The following is a 22,715-nucleotide window of genomic DNA, read 5'->3' as shown; positions in this document are numbered from 1 at the left end:
AAACAACCTGGCGGACGGAACGGCCTGGCGCAGACTCTGACTTGCGCATCTCCCACACGTTCGTAAGCATACGATGTCCGACGAGGAACTCGAGTCTTTCATGACCGCCAGGACCACCGCCGCCAACACGATCGCCGCCGACATCTCGCCCCTCAAACAGGCAGAGACCTCGCTACGAGCAAGCGAAGAGCGATATCGCCAACTCTTCGAGAACGATATGACCGGCGTGTTCATCGCCGACGACGAAGGTAAGTTAATTGCCACGAATCCGGCCTTTCGCCGTATGTTTGGCTTCTCGAACGACGAGTCCCTGTACGGTGCGTCCCTGTGCGACCTGCTGGAGGACGAGGGGGATCGCTGGACACTCGCCGAGGCGCTACGGCGCGGCGAAAGTATTTCACTCCGCCAACTGCGTTGCCGGCGCGCCGATGGCGCCCCTTTGACCGTGCGTGCCAATCTCGTGACAACTTGCGATACCGCCGGACAGCTTGAGCGACTGCTGGGCTACGTCCTCGACGAAACCCAGCTTCATTTGCTCGAAGACCAATATCGTCAATCGCAAAAAATGGAAGCCCTGGGACGGCTCGCCGGCGGCGTCGCGCACGATTTCAACAACATGCTGACCATCATCCTCGGCTACTGCGACGTGCTCGGCGAAGAGTTGTCGCTCGGGCAACCGGGACGCAATTCGGTACTCGAGATCGACAGTGCCGCCCGGCGCGCCGCATCGCTCACCAAGCAACTCCTCGCATTCAGCCGGCAGCAAGTGCTTCGTCCGCAAGTGGTCGATCTCAATGGGGTCGCGCAGGGCATTCACGGCATGCTGCAGCGGGTGATCGGCGAGGATGTCTCGTTGGCGCTCTCGCTCGACAATGCAGCGCTTTCCATCTTGGCCGACCCGGGTCAGCTCGAACAAGTCCTGATGAATCTGGCGATCAATGCCCGCGATGCCATGCCGCAGGGGGGCTTGCTGGAAATCGTCACGCGCCGGCTCGAGATCTGCGAAGGTAGTGCCGACGTCCGCTTTCCCGAGCTTCCGCAGGGGCACTATGCCACGCTATCGGTAACCGACACCGGCTGCGGCATGGACGAGGCCACACGCTCGCGCATGTTCGAGCCATTCTTCACGACGAAGGAGCTGGGGCATGGCACCGGCTTGGGGCTCGCCACCGTATATGGCATCGTGGCCCAGAGTGGCGGCCGCATCCACGTCGCCAGCGAGATGGGGCACGGCACCAGCTTCACGCTCGCCTTTCCCCTTCATGCAGGCAACTCGATCGAGACGTGCGAAGAACCGCAGCGTATCTCCGAACGAGGACACGAAACCATCCTCCTGGTCGAAGACGAAGATGGCGTGCGCGATCTTGTGCAACGACTCCTCATGGCCCACGGCTATCACGTGATCGCGGCCGGCAGCGGGGCCGAGGCGTTGCGCATCGCGAGTGAGCTCGGGCAGAGGCTCGACCTGCTGCTCACCGACATCGTCATGCCTGACATGAACGGCCGAAAGGTAGCCGAGCAGATGATCCCCTATCTGGTCGATCCGAAACGCGTTCTCTACATGACGGGCTACACGAACGACGCGATCTTGCGCAATGGCGTGAGCGAACAAAACAGGCAATTGCTGCAGAAGCCGTTCTCGCCCCAGGTCCTGACCGCCATGATTCGCAACATCTTGGACCCGGGGGGCGCCGGCTTGCCGGACAAAGGGGACGAACGGTAGCTGGAGTACGGTTTTGCAGCCGCCGAGCACCCTCACGCATCTGTAGCGTATGCTGGAGGAATGAGCCGATTCTTCCATGCGCAAGGTGATCTTGTGACGTGCCCGCGCCTGCTGAGCCGAGACCGTTGGGTAGCCGCCCTGACATTGTTCTGCCTGTTGGCCACCGCATCGACCGCCTGGGCCAAGGGGGGCACGCTCGAGTTGACCGTCGTCGACGCCGCGACGGGCCGACCGGTTGCCTGCCGCTTGCACCTGAAGAATGCCTCGGGCAAGGTGCGGCGCATCGCGCGACTCCCCTTCTGGCATGACCACGTCGTGATCCCAGGGCACGTCACGCTCGACCTGCCTCGCGGGCAATACCAGTTCGAGATCGAACGCGGACCGGAGTATGTCCGCGTCAGCGGTCATTTCGCTATCGAAGACAACGCCGACGATGCCAAGACGGTCGAACTCAAGCGTATCGCCGACATGGCCGACGAAGGTTGGTGGTCGGGCGATCTCCACATTCACCGGTCGCTGAAAGAGATCGAACTGCTCATGCAGGCCGAGGACCTGCACGTGGCGCCCGTCATCACCTGGTGGAACGACAAGAACGAGTGGCAAACGAAACGCCCCCCCAAAGATCCGGTGGTTCGTTTCGACGGCAATCGCTTCTATCAGGTCTTGGGGGGCGAAGACGAGCGAGCCGGCGGCGCGCTGCTGTACTTCAATCTGCCGCAGCCCCTCGAGATCTCTGCCGCCGAGCAGGAATACCCCTCGCCGATGAAGTTCCTGCTCGAAGCCCGCCGTCAGGAAAACGCCTGGATCGATATCGAGAAACCCTTCTGGTGGGATGTGCCCGTCTGGCTCGCCAGCGACAAGGTCGATTCGATCGGCCTGTTGAACAATCATCTCTGCCGCTCGGAGATGAAAAAGGACGAAGCCTGGGGGCGGCCGCGAGACAAACGCCGCTATCCCGATCCACTGGGCAACGGCAAGTGGTCGGTCGACATCTACTACCACATCCTGAACTGCGGGCTGCGCATTCCGCCGTCGGCCGGCAGCGCCTCGGGTGTATTGCCCAATCCGGTGGGCTACAACCGCGTCTATGTCTTCGCCGGCAGCGATCTCACCTACGAGGGCTGGTGGGAGGCCTTCCGCAAGGGGCGCGTCGTCGTGACGAATGGACCGCTGCTGCGTCCTGTGGTGGCCGGCAGGCTGCCGGGGCACGTCTTTACGGCCGAAGAGGGGGAAACGCTCGAGCTCGACGTCACCCTGAACCTGGCCACGCGCGACCCGATCGACTATCTCGAGATCGTACAGAACGGCAATGTCGTGCAATCGATCCGGCTCGATGAATTCGCCCAGCGCGAAGGACGTCTTCCCCCGTTGATCGTCAAAGAAAGTGGCTGGTTCTTGATCCGCGCCGTCACGAGCATCTCGGAGACCTACCGCTATGCTTCGACTGGCCCCTACTACGTCGAGATCGGCGATCAGCAGCGGCGCATCAGCCGCGAAAGCGTGCAGTTCTTCCTCGACTGGATCGACGAGCGCATGCAGCGCATCAAGCTGACCGACGAAGCCAAACGTGCGGAAGTGCTCGAATACCACGAGCAGGCACGCGAATTCTGGCAAGAGCTGCTGCGGCAAGCGAACGCCGATTGAGCGCCTGTTCACACCGCGAGAGCACTAGAAGTTGGCCGGCGCCGGCTCACTATCCGCCGTATTGCCATTGCCGCTAGGTGCCGCGAGGCCCACTTCGTGCAGGCGTCCCGAGTTCAACAACTCGATCTGGCAGCGATGCTGCGGCTGGCCGAAATCGAGCGTCGGCCGCTCGTACGTGCCATCGGCACGCAGCAGGCGCGCCTTGACGTTGTCGCGCAAGTACGCCGGGATGATCTCGTGCAGAATGCGCTCGCGCAGCTCGGGGGCGTCGACCGGAAACATCGCCTCGACCCGGCGGTAAAAATTGCGCGGCATCCAGTCGGCACTCGAGAGATAGATCTCGCAATCGTCGTCGGGCCCGAACACCAGGATGCGGCTGTGCTCGAGAAACCGGTCGACGATGCTGCGGACGCGGATCGTCTCGGAAATGCCGGGCAGCCCCGGTCGCAAGCAGCAAATGCCGCGGGCCACGATCTCGATCAGCACGCCCGCCTGGCTGGCGCGGTAGAGCGCCTCGATGACGCGGTGGTCGACCACCGCGTTCAACTTGACGAAGATGCGCGAAGGGCGTCCCTCGCGGGCACGCTGGGCCTGCCCGTCGATCAATTGAATCGTGCGCCGGTGCAGGTCGGTGGGGGCCACGACCAACCGGCGCCACTCGTGCCCCTGCGAATAGCCGGTCAACAGGTTGAACAGCGCCGAAGCGTCGGCCGCCACGTCGTCGTCGGCCGTGAACAGGCCGAGATCCGTGTAGATGGTCGCCGTCGTCGGGTTGTAATTGCCCGTGCCAAGGTGAACGTACCGCCGAAGCGAATCACCCTCCTGGCGCACGACGAGCGAGAGCTTGCAGTGGGTCTTCAGATCCATGAAGCCGAACACCACGTGGACGCCCGAGCGTTCGAGCTGCCGCGCCCAACTCACGTTGTTCGCTTCGTCGAAGCGGGCCTTCAGTTCCACGAGCGCCGTCACGTGCTTGCCGTTCTCGGCGGCCTGAACCAGTGCCTGCACGATCGGCGAGCCGCCGCTCGTGCGGTAGAGCGTCTGCTTGATGGCGAGCACCTTCGGATCGTTCGCCGCGCGGCTGACGAAATCGACCACCGGCTCGAACGACTCGAACGGGTGGTGCAGCAGCACGTCGTGCTCGCCGATCTTGGCGTAAAGGTTCTCGCCGCCGTGATAACCGAGTCCGCGCGGCATCTGCGGCACGAACGGCGCGTTGCGCAGGTGATCGCGCCCCGGCACGAGCGCCAGTTGAATCATGGCGGTCAGATCGAGCGGCCCCGGAATGCGATACACCTCGCAGTAGGGGCTCGACGGCGAAAGATCGGTATCGTGCAGCTCCTCGGCCTCGGTGATCAGGCGGATCAGCTCGGCGTTGCCGCCAGCCGCGACTTCCGCCCGCACCGACTGGGCACGCTCGCGCGCCTTGATACGCTCTTCGATCAGGCGGAGCATGTCGTCCGACTCTTGCTCGAGCAGTTCGATATCGCTGTCGCGCGTCACGCGGAACGTGGTCGAGGCAAGAATGTCGAACCCGCCGAACAACTCGGGCAGCCGCGCCGAGACGGCATCCTCGAGCAGAATGAAGTGCAAGTCGCCACTACTCGACAAAGGAACGAGCCGTGGTAGCACTTGCGGCAATTGCACGACGGCAAAGAGCTGCCGCGGCCCCAGCCCGCTGCGTCGCTCGAGCATCGCGCCGAGATACAAGCCGCGATTGTGATACCGCGGGTTCGGGTGGCTGGGATCGATCGCCATCGGCGTGAGAATCGGGAAGGCCCGTTCCCGGAAGAACCGGTCCAGCTCTTCGTGCTGCGGCGCCTCGAGTTCTTCGTGACGCAACAGGCGCATGCCGGCCCCTTCGAGTTCAGGCAATACCGACTCGTTCCAGCAGCGGTATTGCGCGGCGACCAGCTCCTGCGTTCGCGCGGCGATGCGCTCGAGCTGCGCGAGCGCGCTCATGCCGTCGGCCGTGTAGTCTTGCGGGGCGCCGTCGCCAAAGGCCTGCTCGCGCAGCCCCGAGACGCGCACCATGAAAAACTCGTCGAGATTCGAGCTGAAAATCGCCAGAAATTTCACCCGTTCGAGCAACGGGTTAGTAGGGTCCATCGCCTCTTCGAGCACGCGCGCATTGAACTCCAACCAGCTCAACTCGCGGTTGATAAAGTGCTCGGGAAGAAATTTCTGCACGATCACGGCGGCACCTTGTGCAACGTTCGCAGCCCGCACACACTCGCGGACCAGACCCGATGGGCCACTGTCATCTTACGCGAACGATAGGAGCGGGACAGCCCCGGCGTGCGGCGGCCATGTCCTGGTGCAAACTTATGCACCAGCCTGCTTCACAGAATCCTCACATTGCACCCAGATCCCCCACGAGAATGAACAACAGGGTGATTGCTGCCAGAGCTACTGCAACAACCAAGAAGTCAACCAGGCAACCAGAGAAGTCACTGCCATGATCCCCTTGCTCCGGCTCCACCACTTTCGGCGGCTCGTAGGGGTTCGTTCGCATATGCATATAGGGTATTGTAAAACACCACCTGCAAAGGCAAACCGAATTGGTTGAACATACTACGCAGAAGGGGTGTCTTCCATGTCCAATGTTCGCAACGAACTTGCCGACTTTCACCAATTCGCCCTGGAATTGATTTGCGGAGGTGATAATCCTGCATCACTCGATGAGCTTCTCATGCTGTGGCATGACTCACGTGATTGTCAGTTCATTGATGATACCGTTCGACGGGGTTTGTAGGACGTTGATGAGGGTCGATTTCAGCCGGCCGAACAAACAAATCACGATCTGCGTCGCGAGTTTGGAATCGGAAAACGAATCGACGAGTCTTTGTGACAACAGGACAGCTCCCGTCAGGTATCCCGTACCTGACAATCCCCAAAGACTGACGCCGCACTTGCGCAAGGCCCTCGTGCCTGATACTCTTTTGAGCTGGCGGTGCCGAACGGTGTCAGGTACGGGGTACCTGACCTACTAGTCGATCTATCGCTCAATGTCAGGCACGAAGTAGGTGGCTCTCCGAAAAATGCGACCCAGAAGACTCTATCCTCAAGCTGACATTCATCGATAGATCGACTACTACGGCGACGCCTTCTAACGAACACCCGTAGTACAGGAGTATCAGGCGATGGCCACCAACGGAGCCCTCAATCGGAAACTGCGCATGGCGCTGGTCGGCGGCGGCCAGGGCGCGTTCATTGGCCGCGTCCACGCCACGGCCGCAGTGCTCGACAACCGCGCCGCCTTGGTCGCCGGCGCCCTCTCGAGCGACCCCGCCAAGGCCAAGGCGTCGGCCCCCGATTACGACATTCCCACCGAGCGGGCCTACGGCTCGGTGCAGGAGTTGATCGAGTCCGAAAAGAAACTCGGTGACGACCGGCGGATCGACTTCCTCTCGGTCGCCACGCCCAATCACACCCACTACGACATCGCCCTGGCCGCCGTCGAGGCGGGCTTCAACGTCATGTGCGATAAACCAATGACGTTCGATCTCGCTCAGGCCGAAAAGCTGGCCGACGCGGTCGACCGCTCGGGCGTCGTCTTTGCCGTCACGCACAACTACACCGGCTATCCCCTGGTCCGCCAAGCCCGCGAAATGATCCTCTCGGGCGAGTTGGGCGAGATCAACGCCTTCCGCTCGAACTATATCCAGGGCTGGCTCCGTACGCGGCTCGAGACCGACGACCAGAAGCAGGCCCGCTGGCGCACCGACCCCTCGAAGAGTGGCGCCGCCGGCTGCTTTGGCGATATCGGCACGCACGCCTACAACCTGGCACGCTACATGACCGGCCTACTGCCCGAATCGGTGAGCTGCCACCTCAAGACGTTCGAATCGGGCCGGCAACTCGACGATTACGGCCACGCCGTGATCCGCTTCGAGAACGGCGCCCTGGGCACGGTCACCGCCTCGCAGATTACCCACGGCCGCGAAAACGACCTCTCCATCGAGATCGACGGCACCAAGGGCTCGCTAACCTGGCGTCAGGAGGAGCCGAACGTGATGGTCTTCCGCCGCAACGGCCAGCCCCACGCCCTCTACACGCGCGACCCGAACGCCCCACACATGAACGAATCGGGCCGTGCCGCCTGCCGCTTGCCGAGCGGCCACCCCGAGGCCTTCTTCGAGGCCTTCGCGAATATCTATCGCTTTGCCTACGACGACATGGCGCTGCGCGCCACGGGCAAGTCCTTCGAGCGCGTGAACACGATCTACCCGAACGTCAGCGACGGCGTCGAAGGGATGTACTTCATCCAGCAATGCGTGACGAGCAGCCATGAAAAGGGGGCCTGGGTGCCGCTGCATCACAAACGGGCCCGCCGCTAGGATCGAATGAGTCGATCCACCCCGATGAACGCTGCCCACTTTACTTTTTCGGTTCACCACCGCGATGCAGGCAGCGCCGCGCGCCGCTCGACGCTACAGACGTCCCACGGCCCGGTCGAGATGCCCGCCTTCATGCCCGTGGGCACGCAAGGCACGGTCAAAGGCATCACCGTCGATCAATTGAGCGCCACCGGCGCGCACATGATCCTGGGCAATACCTACCATCTCACGCTCCGCCCGGGCGAGGAGATCGTCGCCGAGCTCGGCGGACTGCACGCCTTCATGGGCTGGCCGGGGCCGATCCTGACCGACAGTGGCGGTTTTCAGATCTTCAGCCTCGCGCAGCGGGCGCGCATCAGCGAACAGAGCGCCGTCTTTCGCTCGCACATCGACGGCAGCGTCGTCGAGCTCTCCCCCGAACGTGCGGTGAAGATCCAAGAAACTCTGGGCAGCGACATCGCGATGGTGCTCGACCATGTGGTCGCGCTCCCGAACACGCGCGACAAAATCTCCGAGGCCATGCAACGCAGCGTCCGCTGGGCCGAACGCTGTCGCAAGGCGGCCTCCCGTCCCGAACAGGCGCAGTTTGCCATCGTCCAGGGGGGGCTCGACATCGAGCTTCGTTTGCAATGCACCGAGAAGCTGTTGGCCATCGGGTTCGATGGCTACGCCGTCGGCGGATTGAGCGTCGGCGAGACGCCCGACGAGATGTACCACATCCTCTCCCACACCGTGGCGGCGCTGCCCGCGGATAAGCCACGCTACCTCATGGGAGTGGGGCGGCCCGAGGATCTGCTCGAGGCGGTCGGGCACGGCATCGACATGTTCGACTGTGTCATGCCCACGCGCAACGGCCGCAACGCGCTGGCTTTCACCGATCAGGGGGTGCGTCGGTTGCGCAACTTGAAGTACCAGCGCGACGATCGCCCCTTGGAAGAAGGCTGCCCCTGCCCCGCCTGCCGCCACAGCCGCGGCTATCTGCGACACCTGTTCATGGCCGGCGAGATGCTGGGGCCGATTTTGCTCACGGCGCACAATCTCACGTATTACCAACGCGTTATGGCCGACGCGCGCGAAGCCATCGCTGCGGATCGCTTTGTCGAGTATCGCCAGGCGAAGCACCAGTCCTGGGCCGCCGGCGACGAGGCGGCCTCGCCGGAAGGTGCTTCAGAGCGCTAACGGATGGGCCTTCGCGCTCGGCCGCGCACGCCCAACATGGCGTGACCGATCGGGCGCACTCCCTGCAGAATCGCGTCGGCCTGCGCGGCGTGTGTCATGTCCCCTTGCCCGTTGGGGCGCAAGATCTTAAGATACGCGCCGGTTGGACACGGATGCCATCCCAGGGCGGATCCTTCCCGTTCTCTGACAGTCGGCCGCCGCACGTTTTACGGCGGGTTGAAATGTTGGCCAGGCGCGGCCTCGGCCTTCTTCCATCCGTGACGCCAACTGGGCGGCGCTGTTGATACGTCGTGATGGCCTGCGGGGGCTCCGACGCTGCCCGAATAGATCGAGAGTGTGCCGTGAATCTGTTGTTTTGGACCGATGCCCTCCTCGTTGCACAAGCCGCTGGTGGTGGCGCCGCGCCGCAGAATCCCCAGGGCAGCTTGCTTAGCCTGGCGCTTCCCTTTCTGATGATCGGGCTCGTCTTCTACTTCCTCATGGTGCGACCGCAGAAGCGCGAGCAGCAGACCCGCTCGCAGATGCTCGCCGCTTTGAAGAAGAACGATCGCGTCGTCACCGTCGGTGGCATCTATGGCGTGGTTGCCAGCGTGCAGGCCGATTCCGACGAAGTCACCCTCAAGATCGACGAAAACACGAACACGAAGCTGCGGGTCACCCTCAGTTCGATCGCGCGCATTCTGGGCGATGAACCCGACGCTGACAAATCCTCGAAAGCGAACTAAACGCAGGGAACACGGAACATGTCCGGATATCTCATCATCCTGATCACCCTCGCGACCGCCATCCTCCCCTTCGTGGTTGGCACCTACCTCGCCCGCTATCTCAAGATGCCCGATTACGGCTGGAAGATCGGCGTGCTGCTGCTGTGCGTGGTGGCCAGCCTGGTCGTCATCTGGAGCAAGGGGGGGCGACCGAAGCTAGGCGTCGATCTCAGCGGCGGCGTAATCATGGTCTACGAGGTGCTCCCCTCGCAGGACCCACAGGCCGGGCCCGTCGACATGGACAAGCTGATCGGGGCCGTCGCCCGCCGTGTGAATCCGGGCGGCGTCAAGGAAGTGTCGGTGCGCCGCTTTGGCGAGAAGGCCGTCGAGATCATCATTCCCGAAGCCGACTCGGAAGAGTTGGACCGTATCGAGCGGAAAATCAGCCGCGCCGGCACGCTCGAATTCCGCATCCTGGCCAACTCGACCGATCACGACGACCTGATCCGTCTGGCCGAGGAATCGACGGCCCGACAAGTACGTCGCGGCGATTCGGTGGTGGCGCTATGGGTGCCGCTGGACGAGGGCCAGGATCAGCAATCGATCCTGGGCGATACGAATCTCGCCACGCGGCGTAGCCCCGACGGCAAATCAGAAGTGCTCGTCGTCATCGACAAGCAGAACGTGAACGGCGGCTACCTGCGCAGCGCGATCGCGGACAACGATGCCCAGACGGGACGCCCCTCCGTCGGCTTCCTCTTCGACGCGCGCGGGGCCGACCTGTTCTATCGCCTGACGAGCGAAAATTCGCCCGACGCCGTCTCCGGCTTCAAACGCCGCCTGGCGATCATCCTCGACGGCACGATCTATTCTGCTCCGACCATCGACAGCCCGATTGCCGAACGCGGTCAGATCTCGGGCAGCTTCACCCCCGAGGAACAAGAAGATCTCGTCGCGGTACTGCAGGCAGGCAGCTTGCCGGCCACGCTGACCGAGGAGCCCATCAGCAGCCAGGTCATTGGTCCGACCCTGGGACAAGACACGATCGACCGCGGCGCCAAGGCGATGCTGCTCTCGCTGATCGTCGTGCCGATCGTGGTGCTGATCTATTATCGCTTTGCCGGCTTCGTCGCCAATCTGGCCTTGTTCCTCGCCATGCTCTTGATCGTGGCGACAATGATGGTGTTCAACGTCGCCCTGACCTTGCCGGGCCTGGCCGGTCTGGTGCTGACGATCGGTATGGCCATCGACGCCAACGTGCTCATCTACGAGCGCATGCGCGAGGAGTTGGAACGGGGCTCCGCTTTACGCATGGCCATCCGCAATGGCTTCGATCGCGCCACGGTGACGATCACCGACTCGAACGTCACCACGATCATCACCGGCATCGTGCTCTACGCCGTCGGTACCGAGCAGGTGAAAGGCTTCGCCGCCACCCTGATCCTGGGCATCATCTGGAGCATGTTCACGGCGGTGTTTGGTTGCCGCGTCGTCTTCGATATCGCCGAGCGTCGTCGCTGGATTACGAACCTCAAGATGATGCAGATCATCGGCGAGACCCACATCGACTTCCTCGGCAAGCGCCGCGGGGCGGTCGGCATCTCGCTGGCGATGATCGCCATCGGCATGGTGGCCGTCTTCTTTCGCGGTAGCGACATCTTGAACATCGACTTCACCGGTGGCAGCAAGGTCGAGGTCCTCTTCAACGAGCCGCAAAAGGTGGCCGAGATTCGCTCGCTGGTGAGCGAAGAGATGCCCGACGTTACGGTCAACGACGTCCAGATCACGGGCGAACCGGCGGGCGTGCGTTTCCAGGTGGTCACGTCGCTCCCCATCAAGGAAGAGGTCCAGAACAAACTGCAAGAAATGTTCGGCGACAAGCTGGCCCAGAACGGCTTGAAGTACGAACTCGCCACGATCACGTCCGAGATGCTTGGCCCGGCGGCGCCGGCTTTGACGCCCGGTACGACCTCCCCGGCCGAGACATCCACACCCCCGGCCGAAGCTCCCGCGGGCGGTACGACGATCGAAGCGCCGGCCGGCGAGGTACCGACCGGACCGCCGTCCGAATCGGCTCCCGCTGACGAATCGGCCACTCCCGCTTCGAACGAAGGCGCCGCACGGGCCTCCCTCGACGGCGAACTGCTCGCCTTCGCCTTCCAGGAAAGCGATGCGGAAGCTCCCGCCGAAACAGCACCGGCGACTCCTGCTACGGAACAGTCGCCGGCAGAATCGACTCCGCCAGTTGAAGAGAACCCTGCCGCGACGGCGCCAACCACCGAACCGGCGCCCGCCACGACCACGGTCCCGGCCGCCGCGACCGAGGCACCTGCGGTCGCGAGTTTCGTGGGCGGAACCCAAGCACGGCTCGAGTTCCAGCAACCTCTCGACCGCGAAACGGTCGAGGATATGCTGCATCGCGAGATCGATAGCCGCGGCGCCGAACATTCCGGTACCCGTTTCGCCGTCGAGAATCTCGATCCCAATTCGGCGCGCTCGAAGCTTTGGCAGGTCCGTTTCGATCAGCCGCAAGACAAGGCGCGCGTGTTGCTCAACGAGATCCAGCAGCGTCTCAACTCCACGCCCGTGTTTCCCTCGGCCGAGCAGATCGGCGGCGCCGTGGCGGGCAATACTCGCGTGCAGGCCCTGTACGCCATGGTGGCCAGTCTCCTGGCGACTTTGGTTTATATCTGGGTGCGTTTCCAGAAGGTGAGCTTCGGCGCCGCGGCCATTGTCGCCACGGTACACGACGTGCTCATCACACTGGGCATCCTGGCCATCAGCAAGTACGTGGCCAACTCGCTCGGCTTCCTGTTGATCGACCCGTTCAAGATCGATCTCTCGATCGTGGCGGCGTTTCTCACCCTGGTGGGTTATTCGCTCAACGATACGATCGTGATTTTCGATCGTATTCGCGAAGTGCGGGGCAAGAGTCCCGTCATTACGATCGACATGCTCAATCAGAGCGTGAATCAAACCCTGAGTCGTACGTTGCTCACCGGCAGCACGACGTTGATGGTGATCTTGATTCTCTACATCGGCGGCGGCGAAGGCATCCACGGCTTCGCGTTTACGCTACTGATCGGCATTCTCACTGGTACGTTCAGTTCGATCTACGTCGCCGCTCCGGTGCTGTACTGGCTGCTGGGCCGTCAGGCCGATGCCAAGCCCGCTCTCGCCACGAAGAAAGCTCGAGCGGCCGTCTGATCGCACGGCGTCGAATTCCATCCAGCAAACGATCCTCGCGAGGCGGCGTTCTGGCCTCCTCGCGGGGGTCGTTTCATTTTGCCCTATCGCTTCGTGCGCCACAGGCGCACCACCTGTTCGACCCTTTCTCTTACTTTTTCCGCGAGCGCGCTCGTCGGCTGAGCCGACGCGGGTCGAAGAAGATAAGGAGCGATTGTCACCAGACCCAGCGCCGACGAGGCGCCACCCTTCCTCGAACCAGAATGGGGAACGCCATGGACACTCCCCGTCCGGCGTACCGCTTGTCCTCCAACGCGCGAGTCGCCGCCGCGGCCGTGATCGTGTTCGTGGGCATTCTGGCGGCGTTGTTATTCCGCAGCGAGGTCACGCCCCCCCCCAGCGACGCCAACGATCTGGCGGCGCCGGTCATCGAGCGTGCCAGCGATCTGGTCGCGGCGTCCCTGGTCACGAGCACCATCGAAGCCGAGCCTCGCGACAGCCGCCCTCGTCTCACGGGCACGATCGAACCTTCGTCCGACGCGAGCGCCGCGCCGTCGACGGAGAGTTCCACCGACCATGATCCCGACAGTGCCGATCCCGGAATGGCCGCCTCGTGGCGTATCACCGATCTTGGGTCGGCGCCGCTCCCCGGTGGCGCAGGGCTGGTGCCGCGCAATCCCGACAACACGGTGTATGGCTCGCATCGCGAAGACGAATCGCGCCGCACACACAAGGTGGTCGACGGTGACACGCTCATCTACCTGGCCGAGCGTTATCTGGGTGACGGCAGCCGCTATCTGGAGATCTACGAGGCGAATCGCGACGTGCTGCGCGATCCCGACCTCCTCGTGCTCGGCGCCATGCTGCGCATTCCAGCCGAGAATGCCCCCCCGCCGAGCGCGGACGAACATTTTGCCAACGTGGCGAAGCGCGGCGGGCTCGTGCCGGTTTCGAACGGCGATGCCGCGCCCGTCGTCGCGGCTCCGGTCTCTTCGCCCCTCGCACTGCCGGCGGCGGCTCCTGTCGCAGCGCCGATGACCGAAATCACGCGCCCCGGCCAGGCGCCTCCCCCGGCCGCTTCGCTCGGCGCGCCCGATCCCAGCCCGGCGACGACCAGCGTGTCGATCGATTCGGCAAGCTTTACGCGCCCGCAAACCTATCGCGTGCAGGCCGGCGACACGCTGGTCGATATCGCGCGGCGCGTCTATGGAGACGCCCGCCGTTACCTCGACATCTACAATGCGAATCGCGATCGCCTACAGCGCCCGCAGGATCTGCGTGAAGGATTAATCCTCACGATCCCGTAGATCGAGATCACTATCGCTCCCCAAGTGGCCATCGCGATGGAGGACGTCTCGGGCACGACATGAGGACCAGCGACTAGCCCCGAAAAACCTTTTCCAGGCAATCCGTGTAGGTGCGTCATGAACCCCGTCACTGGGTTGACGGTGTAGATATCCTGACCTCCAAAGCTACCGCTATGTCCTGTTGCGAGGTACATCACCCCTGTCAATAGATCGATTGCAAGCCCGGACTGGGCTCCAAAATCGTGCGAAAGCGGTTTGTTGGTACGAATAACGCCGGTCGTCGGATCCAAGGTCAATAGACGCTGCTGACCTCCCAGGTGGTCCACCACATAAAGCGTTCCCTCGGCGTCGAAGGTCATTGCCGAGGGATCGGAGAGTATCCCCTCCACGGATGCGAGTTCCGTCGCCTGGCCAGTGGCCGTGTCGATCGACAAAAAGTATCGACCGCTAAACGACGTATTCAACGCCATCAGCATCAGTATTTGACCGGTGGTTGGATCAAGCGCAATGTCGCCTTCGAAATAGTTGTAAGAGTCTTCGCTGCCCACAACCGTGGCGATCGCGCTGGCGGGGTCGATCTTGACAAGACTGTTCGGATAGTTGCTGGCGAATGTCGTCACGGCAAAGAGATCGCCGTCTGGCGCGTTCGCCAGGCCAATGATGCCGGTCACACCCGACTGCCGTACGTTCGAGTATTCGCCTGTTTGCGGATCGACGTCCCACAGGTTTCCTTCGTCGAACGTAACGCCGATAAGCGGACCGGCAATGATTGTCGTGCAGGTGGTCGCGACCACAAACGACAAGAGAACGCACGACCAGTTGGGCAACATTAGCTCCCTCCCACTCCATTGTTCAGGCGAGCAGACCGCCGAAGGGCTAGATAGCAGTCGAAGTTGCAGTCGATCTAACCGCGCTGGGCCGGAAAGTGCAAGGAAAATCGGAGGTAGAATGCGGGGCGCGGGGTATGGTGCAAACCCCTACGAGCCACCGACGGGAGAGAGTACCAACGACGGGTAATTGAGATTATAAAAATCTTGTAACATCTGTAAGTTCGGTATAAGTTGCCGATTCGACCACATCTGGAAGTCACTTTGTCAGCACCGAACTACGATCGCGCCACGGAAACGGCTGATTCACCAGCCGCAACGTGATGAATTGCTGGAGATTGACCTCCAGGTTCAGATTCTCGCCGAGCATCTTCGTCCCCTGCAGGCTGGTGTCGTGGGGATCGAAGAAGAGCGTCTTGAGCGTGGCGGCCTCGGCGGGCGGGGGCGCGGGATGCGTCTTTTCGAGGCGTGCGTAGATGCTCCGTGCGTCAGTTAGTGAGCGCTGGTTGCCTTGTCCCACCGCGACCAGGATCGAGATTTCTCGCTGCAGTGCCGGATGCTCGATCGCCTGATAGGTATTCAGCCCCTTGAAATCGCGCGGCGGCGAGATCATGGCCAGCGCCTTCACGTCGCGTCCCTGCTTCTGACCGGCAAGCACCGGCCAGCTCCAATCGGCGGCGGCCCAATTCGCCCCGACGACCGCCCCCATGTCGGCCCCCACCACGCACAGCTTCTCGATGTTCAGCTCGCCCGCATTATTCTTCGCCATCAAGAACTTTTTCACCGCCTCGAGATCAAAACGGACCATGTTCTTGAAATCTTCAGGGCGCAGGCGATCGACCTCGAGCGGGCGCGGTCGCCCCTCGATGTAGATGCTCTCGCCATGCCCGCGCAGGTCGGGCACGATCACCGCGTGGCCGATCGGCTTGTCGTCGGCCGACCTCTGGGTCTGCAGCATCGTGGCCAGATCGGCCCACTCGTTGCGATTGCCCTTGAAACCGTGCAACAGGATCACCGGCACGATGTCCTTGCCCCGGCTCGCCGCGTCGACGCCGGGATAATACGTCGCCTGCAGCGTCAGCCGATCGTCTGTCACGAGCGCGACGTTTTCGGGAGCGGGGATCTCGATCTCGCTGGCACTCTTCTTCGGCCTGGCCCCCTGTGCCAGCGCCGCGCGCGGCATCGTCCACTCGACGCCCTGCCAGAGTCCCAGGACCAGCACCAGATAACCGACGCGAGGCAATCGACGCATGACGAATTCTCTGCGGTGTCGTTTCACGAAAATGCAGGAGCCGCGCGGTGGATACACTGGTTCCGGACAGCGCATACGGCTGGACCGAGCTCCACACTACACGGTCCACGCGGCGACCGGCTGCAAGTGGGGCCTTCGCCGCTCGAAGCCACGGCGACCTTCCCAGTCCGCACCGCACGGAGTAACTCCTTGGCTTTATCGTAGATAGGCAGCTAAGGAGCGTCAAACCGCGGCGCCCTAGGGAACACGCGCGGAGAATGCTACATTCTGTTGTAGCGCGTCGTGCGCCGCACTTGGCAGGCGGGTATCCCCAGCGAGGAGTCACCCTTGAAGTACACCATCACGGAATTGATGGGAGACGGCATCGCGCCGGAGTTGGCCCAGGCCGTCCGTATCATCGCCTCGCGCATGCCGATCCAGCTCGATTTCGAGACGGTCGACCTGAGCCTGCCCAACCGCGAAAAGCACGGTACGCCCCTGCTCGAGGCCGCCGTCGACGCGATGCACCGCAATCGCTTCACGATCAAGTACCCGACCATCACGTCGAAATACAGCCCCAACTCGTTCATCCGTCAGCGCTGCAATTTCTCGGTCATTCATCGGCCGGTGGCCTCGATTCCTGGCGTGCCGACGAATTTTCGCCAGGAACTGGCGCTGAACATCATCCGTGTGGCGCGGGGTGGCACCTACGACGATCCCGGCCGTGCGATCGGCACCGAGGCCGCCGTCAGCCTGCGCATCGTCGAACGTCAGCCTTGCTGGGAGGCTGCCCGCTACGCCTTCCTGCTGGCGCAGCGTTCCGGTCGCACGGTGACGAGCGCCTCGAAGCGCACCATCCAGGCCGCCACCGACGGTCTGTTCGCCTCGGTCGTCGAGGAGGTCGCCAAAGGCTTCACCTTCGTGCCGCATCGCGAAGAGCTCTTCGACGCGCTGCTGGCCAACATCATCATGCACCCCGATCGCTACTCGGTCGTGCTGGTGCTCAACGAGTATGGCGATTTTCTGAGCGACATGGCCTGCGGCCTGGCGGGCTCGCTGGGAATCGGCGCCAGCGCCAATCTGAGCTTCACCAAGCATGGCGATGTCCATATCGCCATGTTCGATCCGGCCGGCGGCACGGCGCCCGACATCGCCGGCAAGAATATCTGCAATCCGACCGCCATGATCCTGGCCGTGTCGATGCTGTTGTTCGAGATCGGTCAGCGCGACCTGGGCGCGGCGCTCAAGGCGAGCACGCTGCACCTGCTGCGCGAGGGGGGCCGCACGCGCGACCTCGGCGGAGATCTCTCGACCACCGAGTTCGCCGAGGCCGTGGCCGAAGAACTCGCCAACCGCTTGTCGCAGCCGACCCCCTCCACGAATTGACCGCAGAGCAAAAAAAGAATTCCTTCGCGCACTTGGCGCCTTCGCGGTAAGTACTTTTTTGGATTACCGCGAAGGCGCCAAGTGCGCGAAGGTTTTTTTATTGAGTCTCTCGCAGGTTGCAGGCGAGTCCAGCCTGCCGTGGCTTAGCGGTTCTGCTGCAAGGCCGCGGTGATGCTTTTTTCAATGCGCGCGTAAAGTTCGTCCAGGTCCGACTCTTCGGCAATCAGTGCGGGGCAGACGGCGAACCAGTCGGGATCGATTCGCATGATGAGGCCGTTCTCCTGCGCGGTGCGCTTCAGCGCGATGCCCAGCTTTCGCTCGGCCGGAAAGGGACGCTTCGCCGCCGGATCTTCCGCGAATTCGACTCCCAGCAGCATGCCGCGACCGCGAATCTCGCGCACGATGCCGTAGCGGCGCAAGCCTTCGAGCCGCTCGCGGAGCGACTCGCCCAGCTTCGCGGCGCGCGTGCAGAGATCCCGTTCGACGATCTCATCGATCACCGCGCAACCCACGGCGGCCGCCAGCGGATTGCCGGCGAACGTGTGGCCGTGGGCGAAATGGCACTCCGTCTCGGCCGGACCAAAGAAGGCCGCGGCCATCTCCTCGCGCGCGATCATCGCCCCCAGCGGCGCCGCGCCGCTCGACATGCCCTTGCCCGTGCAGATGATGTCGGGCGTCACGCCAAACGTCTGCGCGGCGAACATCTTTCCCGTTTTCGCAAACCCGGTAATCACCTCGTCGTAGACGAGCAGCACCTGATGCCGGTCGCAAATGGCGCGCAGCATCTGAAAGAACTCCGGCGTGGGCGTCTGAATACCCGCCGTGTTCGAGATCGGCTCGACAATGATGCCCGCCACCGTATCGGGGTCCTCGCCGATGATGGCATCTTCAAAACTCTGCGCGGCGCGGCGACAGGCCTCTTCCCAGGTATCGCAGCGCTCGCGCAAGTCGATCGGCGGCGTGACCTTCAAGAAGCCGGGCATCTGCGGCTCGAATTTTGTCTTTCGGCGCCCGGTGCCGCTGGCCCCCATCGCGCCGAACGTGGCGCCGTGATAGCCGCGATAGAAGCTGATGAACTTGTGCTTGCCGGGGCGGCCCGTCTGCTGGAAGTATTGCCGCGCGAACTTGAGCGCCGTTTCGACCGCCTCGGAGCCGCCACTGACCGGTTTGACGAATCGCATCCCAGGCGGCGCGACGGCGCCAACCTTTTCGATCAGGTCGAGCGTGACGTCGGAGATCGCGTGCAGCGGCGGGATGAACGTCGTGCGTTCCATCTGTCGCCGCATCGCCTCCATCACGCGCGGATGGCCGTGTCCCAGCGACGCTACGAAGATGCCGCCGATGGCGTCGAAGTATGGCTTTCCCTCGACATCCCAATACCACAGCCCCGCGGCGCGGTCGATCACCAGCGGCCGTTCGAGAAATTCGGCGGTCGAGCGATAGTCGAGTGCCGTGCGGCGGATCAGTTTTTCCTGGCGCGGATCGAGCTTCATATACGTGTACGTGCGTTCCAAACGTCAGAATTCCGCCAGACAATCGCGCAGCACGAGGGCGCCGTCCACTCGCAACACCGCGCCGGTGATGTAGTCGGCGTCGTCCGAACAGAGGAACGCCGCGGCGCGGCCGATATCGGCGGGCTGCCCGATTCGACCCCACGGCAACCGCGGAGCTTGTTCTTCGAGGACCGTATCGCCGAACGTGACGCGTTCGTTCGGCGTGTCGATCCAGCCCGGCTCGATCAGGTTCACGTTGATACGGTGCTTCACCAGCTCGACGGCGATCGTCTTGGCCAGGTGATTCAAGCCGGCCTTGGCGGCGTTGTAGGCCACGCTGTCGGCATACGGCCTGTAGGCGTGTACGCTCGAAATGAACACGATCTTGCCGCGCCGGCCTGCGGCGACCATCTGGCGTGCGACGAGCTGGCTCATGTGAAAGCCGCTGGCGAGCGTCCCTTGAATCACGCGATCGAAGACCTCTGGATCGTATTCGAGAAACTTGCCGCGCCGGCCGAAGGCAGGGTTGCTCACCAGGAGATCGATCGCGCCGACCTGGGCCGCCTGCGCGACGAGCGATTCGCACCCTGCCCGCGAAAAAACATCGGCCTCGATCGCCGTGCAGCGACGCCCCAGCGCGCGAATCTCTTCCGCCGCCGAGGCCAGATCGGGACTGCCCGGTCGATCGTTGATGACCAGAGCCGCCCCTTCCCGCGCAAGTTCCAACGCACAGCCGCGACCAATACCACGGCCGGCACCGGTCACCAGGGCAAGCTTGCCTTGCAGTTTCATGGCCTCGGCCAATCGGAAAGGGACTCAAACGTGGGTTGTCGCATCGCGGCGATCTCCCGTCGCTCCCACACGGTCGCGCCATTGTAGCCCGGCCGGCAGATCTTCACAGGCATACTCGATGTGGATCACGCGGCGATGCGTGGCTTCAGCAGCGGCCGACGACGCATGCACCAGCAGGGGACGCATCGCCACGGCATCACCCGCACGAGCAAGACAGATCACGGGCTCGACGCGTGCCTTCCACTCGTCGACCGAATCGTCGAGCCACCCAGAACAATGCGAGCCGGGCAGCACGCGTAATGGCCCGTTCTCCGCGCCGCAGTCGTCGAGGTGCATGCGCATCGCCAGCATGCCAGCCAGCACGTCGGCCGTCGGCTGAACCTGCAGCAGCGTCCCCTTCCACGACCAGCCTACGAACCCCGGCACGTCGCGGCGTTCCTGCACGGCGATGGCGTTATCCTGGTGCCAGCCCAGCTTCCAATTCGCGCCGGGCACCTTGTCGAAGAAGACGGCCCGCACGGCGAAGCAAGCTGGGCCCAGAATCGGCTCGACGAGCCGGCGAAGCTCTGCGCAAGAGGCCAATTCTCGCACCTGTGGACAGAGTTCCAGCAGGTTGCGCACGCCATACGTACCACGCTTACGGCGCACGCCGACGCTGTCCGCAAGACCGGCGATTGCCTGGCGCAATTCGACAACTCGGTCGCGCGAGATCACGTCCTCGACCATCGCGTAGCCGAATTCCTCGACCTGAGCCTGGTACCGTTGAATGGATTCCATCGTCGTTAGCGCGACCAATACTCGCGCATCAATTCGTGCGTCCAGGCGGGTTGGCGCACCGGGCTGCGCGGCAGGAATTCTACCATCACCGGCTTGAGATCGAGCACCGGCGTGCCGTCGATCGCATCGAGCCCCGCGACGTGCAGCACGCGTCCCTCGCGGGCTTTGAGTTCGACGATGGTCGTACCGAGCCGATTGGGCCGGTTCTTGGCCCGCTGCGCAAAGATGCCCACGCGCGGCCAGTCGGTATTTCCCCGCGGATGCCGTGCTCGATGCTCGATGGCCGACTCGGCCACCTGATCGAAGAAGAAGATCACCTCGACGTGCGAGTAGTCTTCCAAACCATCGAGCGCCGCCGCGTCGACGCCAGGAGACAACTCGATACGCGCATCAACACTATCCCAGGCATCATCGATCGGATCGACCCGCGAGCTGCGCACGTAACCGATGGGGGTAAGCTCAATCAAGGGAAGCCCTCACTCGTTCATTAGTGCTTTTGACACCTGCGGCCGTGAATCCACCAAGATCTGAGTCGCGTCTTCCAAGCTTGGATTCGATCAGCAGATTTAAAGCTAAATACGATGTCACGTGGCATCTCACCACACAAAGAGTCGCCATGATGACCACCGTCGTCTGTACCGTCCGATCCGATGCTCCATACGATCTGCCGTCGGCGACAATAGCGCATAGGCTGTCCATCAAAAGGATCGATGGGCACGCACGACAAAAGTCCTTCATAGACGAGCTCTGCAAGTTTTGTGGGAAGCCGATGATATTTCAAACGAAATCGGCACAGGGCAATGCAAACCTGCGTACCAAGCAACCTGGCTCTCGTCTCAAAGGACAGGTGCGTATAGTCCGAACCAACCAAGCTTCCGCTCAACAGCCAACCAACAGGATTCGGAACGTCGCGCAATCGATCGCGCAATGCCGCCAGTCGTTCGGACGAAGGATACTTTCCGTAGGTCGTCGAATCATACCCATGAGAATCTGCGTAACTCGTCCAAAACACATCTGCTTCTGGACCATCTCCCACATAGTCGAGCGCCATATTTGGTAGCAATTGGTGTGGCCAAATAGAATCTGGAAGAAAAAGATCGCCAGAGCAGTCTGCATCTGTCGACCATGACTGCTCAACTTTTTGGATCCGCTTACTCGATTGCTCCGCGAGCAGACGCGCGGTAGCACGTTTATCGAGCAAGGCAGGATGACCATCCAGCAGAAAGCGCACGTCGCGTTTGCGCCGCTCCGCACGCGAAGCAATTTCTATCTTCGCAGTAGCCGCTTCGTCGCCGTCTTTCTCATCATCGCTCCCAATCGAGTCTTGGTACCCGTATTCGAGAAAATGCTCGATCAACTCATCCGGGGTGCTCGGATCTGGAAAGTTGTCTACGATCGCCAGATTTTTCAACAGTTCGATTTGTTCGCACTTTATGTACCCATCGTCTTCGTTCAATTCATGTTCTAACGCGTTCAACATCGACACCAACGCAGGTTCACTACATCCGCGCAACCTGGCAATCTGCCGCATGCCGCCCAGTGCAATGTTGACGCACATCGCCGCAATGATGAAATGCAACTCCGTTCCGCCACCGCGACAAATCATTCGCCCGCTTCGAAGCAGATTCGCCAGCACGGCAGCAGCCTCGTCGAATTGTCCGAGCGACGCATGCCACTTCGCCTTGACTTGGTTCAGCCACCCGAAATTCCGCAGTTCGATAATGCGGTCCATTGGCCAAAGATTTTCGAAGTCCTCTAGCTCGAACAGCTCCGTGTGCTGCCAACCTTTGCGGCGAACGCTCTCGTTGAAGAGATCGAGCGGACGTTGATTCTCTTGGAAGACGGCCGCGAGTTTCTGCAAGTCCTCGCCTCTTGGAAACTCGTCCGGTTCATTGAAGAAATAACCTTCGATCAACTCCAAGCTCGAGGTATTCACCGAACTTGCGGCCTCGCACCACAAGGCGAACGCATTCTCGTCATCGGCCAAAGGCACATGAACGTAGCGGGCAGAGGTAGGAATCTGTTCGAGCAATTCAGATGCAATGGGCATGGCCGACCTACTGGCGGATCGAATCGAATAGCCCAGATATCATATTGAACGGTTTCCCCGTCGCGCATTCTACCGA

At 62.3% G+C, this 22,715-nt stretch carries 16 protein-coding genes; 8 read left to right on the top strand and 8 right to left on the bottom strand.

Annotated elements, in window-relative coordinates; translation table 11 throughout:
- Window positions 1-100 precede the first annotated feature (100 nt).
- Window positions 101-1,723 carry a response regulator gene (locus tag KF708_01490; protein MBX3411360.1) on the top strand — a complete coding sequence of 541 codons (1,623 nt, stop codon included), beginning with the start codon at window positions 101-103 and terminating at the stop codon, window positions 1,721-1,723.
- Between the two features lie 60 nt (window positions 1,724-1,783).
- Window positions 1,784-3,367: a CehA/McbA family metallohydrolase gene (locus KF708_01485; protein ID MBX3411359.1), complete on the top strand. Its 1,584-nt coding sequence runs from the start codon at window positions 1,784-1,786 to the stop codon at window positions 3,365-3,367.
- A gap of 24 nt (window positions 3,368-3,391) precedes the next feature.
- On the opposite strand, the gene ppk1 is transcribed toward KF708_01485, so the two are convergent.
- Window positions 3,392-5,563, bottom strand: coding sequence for a polyphosphate kinase 1 (gene ppk1 / locus KF708_01480; protein MBX3411358.1), 2,172 nt, complete (start codon window positions 5,561-5,563; stop codon window positions 3,392-3,394).
- A 983-nt stretch (window positions 5,564-6,546) separates the two neighbouring features.
- Between ppk1 and KF708_01475 the strand changes: the two genes are divergently transcribed.
- The 5 genes from KF708_01475 (at window position 6,547) to KF708_01455 (ending at window position 14,083) form a co-directional block, all read left to right on the top strand.
- Window positions 6,547-7,707 carry a Gfo/Idh/MocA family oxidoreductase gene (locus KF708_01475; protein MBX3411357.1) on the top strand — a complete coding sequence of 387 codons (1,161 nt, stop codon included), beginning with the start codon at window positions 6,547-6,549 and terminating at the stop codon, window positions 7,705-7,707.
- Window positions 7,708-7,731: 24 nt separating this feature from the next.
- A complete protein-coding gene (gene tgt / locus KF708_01470; protein MBX3411356.1) occupies window positions 7,732-8,886 on the top strand; it encodes a tRNA guanosine(34) transglycosylase Tgt in 1,155 nt (384 codons plus the stop codon).
- A 341-nt stretch (window positions 8,887-9,227) separates the two neighbouring features.
- Entirely contained in the window at window positions 9,228-9,611 is a 384-nt protein-coding gene (gene yajC, locus KF708_01465) for a preprotein translocase subunit YajC (protein MBX3411355.1), read from the top strand.
- A gap of 18 nt (window positions 9,612-9,629) precedes the next feature.
- Window positions 9,630-12,797: a protein translocase subunit SecD gene (gene secD / locus KF708_01460; protein MBX3411354.1), complete on the top strand. Its 3,168-nt coding sequence runs from the start codon at window positions 9,630-9,632 to the stop codon at window positions 12,795-12,797.
- 254 nt (window positions 12,798-13,051) lie between these two features.
- Window positions 13,052-14,083: a LysM peptidoglycan-binding domain-containing protein gene (locus KF708_01455; protein ID MBX3411353.1), complete on the top strand. Its 1,032-nt coding sequence runs from the start codon at window positions 13,052-13,054 to the stop codon at window positions 14,081-14,083.
- Here the strand turns inward: KF708_01455 and KF708_01450 are convergent.
- Together KF708_01450 and KF708_01445 are read right to left on the bottom strand one after the other, a co-directional pair.
- Window positions 14,011-14,913, bottom strand: coding sequence for a hypothetical protein (locus KF708_01450; GenBank protein ID MBX3411352.1), 903 nt, complete (start codon window positions 14,911-14,913; stop codon window positions 14,011-14,013). The genes KF708_01455 and KF708_01450 overlap by 73 nt on opposite strands.
- A gap of 256 nt (window positions 14,914-15,169) precedes the next feature.
- A complete protein-coding gene (locus KF708_01445) occupies window positions 15,170-16,162 on the bottom strand; it encodes an alpha/beta fold hydrolase (GenBank protein ID MBX3411351.1) in 993 nt (330 codons plus the stop codon).
- 327 nt (window positions 16,163-16,489) lie between these two features.
- Between KF708_01445 and KF708_01440 the strand changes: the two genes are divergently transcribed.
- Window positions 16,490-17,527: a hypothetical protein gene (locus tag KF708_01440; protein MBX3411350.1), complete on the top strand. Its 1,038-nt coding sequence runs from the start codon at window positions 16,490-16,492 to the stop codon at window positions 17,525-17,527.
- Between the two features lie 143 nt (window positions 17,528-17,670).
- On the opposite strand, the gene KF708_01435 is transcribed toward KF708_01440, so the two are convergent.
- The 5 genes from KF708_01435 to KF708_01415 are packed head-to-tail and all read right to left on the bottom strand — an operon-like array spanning window position 17,671 to window position 22,639.
- Window positions 17,671-19,041: an aspartate aminotransferase family protein gene (locus KF708_01435; protein MBX3411349.1), complete on the bottom strand. Its 1,371-nt coding sequence runs from the start codon at window positions 19,039-19,041 to the stop codon at window positions 17,671-17,673.
- A gap of 3 nt (window positions 19,042-19,044) precedes the next feature.
- Window positions 19,045-19,812 (bottom strand): SDR family oxidoreductase, encoded by a 768-nt coding sequence (locus KF708_01430; protein MBX3411348.1) that lies wholly within the window; start codon window positions 19,810-19,812, stop codon window positions 19,045-19,047.
- A 24-nt stretch (window positions 19,813-19,836) separates the two neighbouring features.
- Window positions 19,837-20,589 (bottom strand): phytanoyl-CoA dioxygenase family protein, encoded by a 753-nt coding sequence (locus KF708_01425; GenBank protein ID MBX3411347.1) that lies wholly within the window; start codon window positions 20,587-20,589, stop codon window positions 19,837-19,839.
- Between the two features lie 5 nt (window positions 20,590-20,594).
- Complete coding sequence (locus tag KF708_01420; protein MBX3411346.1) at window positions 20,595-21,056, bottom strand: SAM-dependent methyltransferase; 462 nt, start codon at window positions 21,054-21,056, stop codon at window positions 20,595-20,597.
- Window positions 21,057-21,076: 20 nt separating this feature from the next.
- A complete protein-coding gene (locus tag KF708_01415; GenBank protein MBX3411345.1) occupies window positions 21,077-22,639 on the bottom strand; it encodes a hypothetical protein in 1,563 nt (520 codons plus the stop codon).
- Between the last annotated feature and the right edge of the window lie 76 nt (window positions 22,640-22,715).

The organism is Pirellulales bacterium (assembly GCA_019636335.1).
In the GTDB taxonomy this organism is placed as follows: domain Bacteria; phylum Planctomycetota; class Planctomycetia; order Pirellulales; family JAEUIK01; genus JAHBXR01.
This window is presented reverse-complemented; position numbering and strand designations above follow the sequence as displayed.

What these genes read in the sequence shown, in the direction of transcription:
- KF708_01490 (MBX3411360.1), top strand. Translation starts at nt 101, where the DNA reads ATGACCGCCAGGACCACCGCCGCCAACACGATCGCCGCCGACATCTCG.
- KF708_01485 (MBX3411359.1), top strand. Translation starts at nt 1,784, where the DNA reads ATGAGCCGATTCTTCCATGCGCAAGGTGATCTTGTGACGTGCCCGCGC.
- KF708_01475 (MBX3411357.1), top strand. Translation starts at nt 6,547, where the DNA reads ATGGCGCTGGTCGGCGGCGGCCAGGGCGCGTTCATTGGCCGCGTCCAC.
- tgt (MBX3411356.1), top strand. Translation starts at nt 7,732, where the DNA reads ATGAACGCTGCCCACTTTACTTTTTCGGTTCACCACCGCGATGCAGGC.
- secD (MBX3411354.1), top strand. Translation starts at nt 9,630, where the DNA reads ATGTCCGGATATCTCATCATCCTGATCACCCTCGCGACCGCCATCCTC.
- KF708_01455 (MBX3411353.1), top strand. Translation starts at nt 13,052, where the DNA reads ATGGACACTCCCCGTCCGGCGTACCGCTTGTCCTCCAACGCGCGAGTC.
- KF708_01450 (MBX3411352.1), bottom strand. Translation starts at nt 14,913, where the DNA reads ATGTTGCCCAACTGGTCGTGCGTTCTCTTGTCGTTTGTGGTCGCGACC.
- KF708_01445 (MBX3411351.1), bottom strand. Translation starts at nt 16,162, where the DNA reads ATGCGTCGATTGCCTCGCGTCGGTTATCTGGTGCTGGTCCTGGGACTC.
- KF708_01430 (MBX3411348.1), bottom strand. Translation starts at nt 19,812, where the DNA reads ATGAAACTGCAAGGCAAGCTTGCCCTGGTGACCGGTGCCGGCCGTGGT.
- KF708_01425 (MBX3411347.1), bottom strand. Translation starts at nt 20,589, where the DNA reads ATGGAATCCATTCAACGGTACCAGGCTCAGGTCGAGGAATTCGGCTAC.
- KF708_01415 (MBX3411345.1), bottom strand. Translation starts at nt 22,639, where the DNA reads ATGCCCATTGCATCTGAATTGCTCGAACAGATTCCTACCTCTGCCCGC.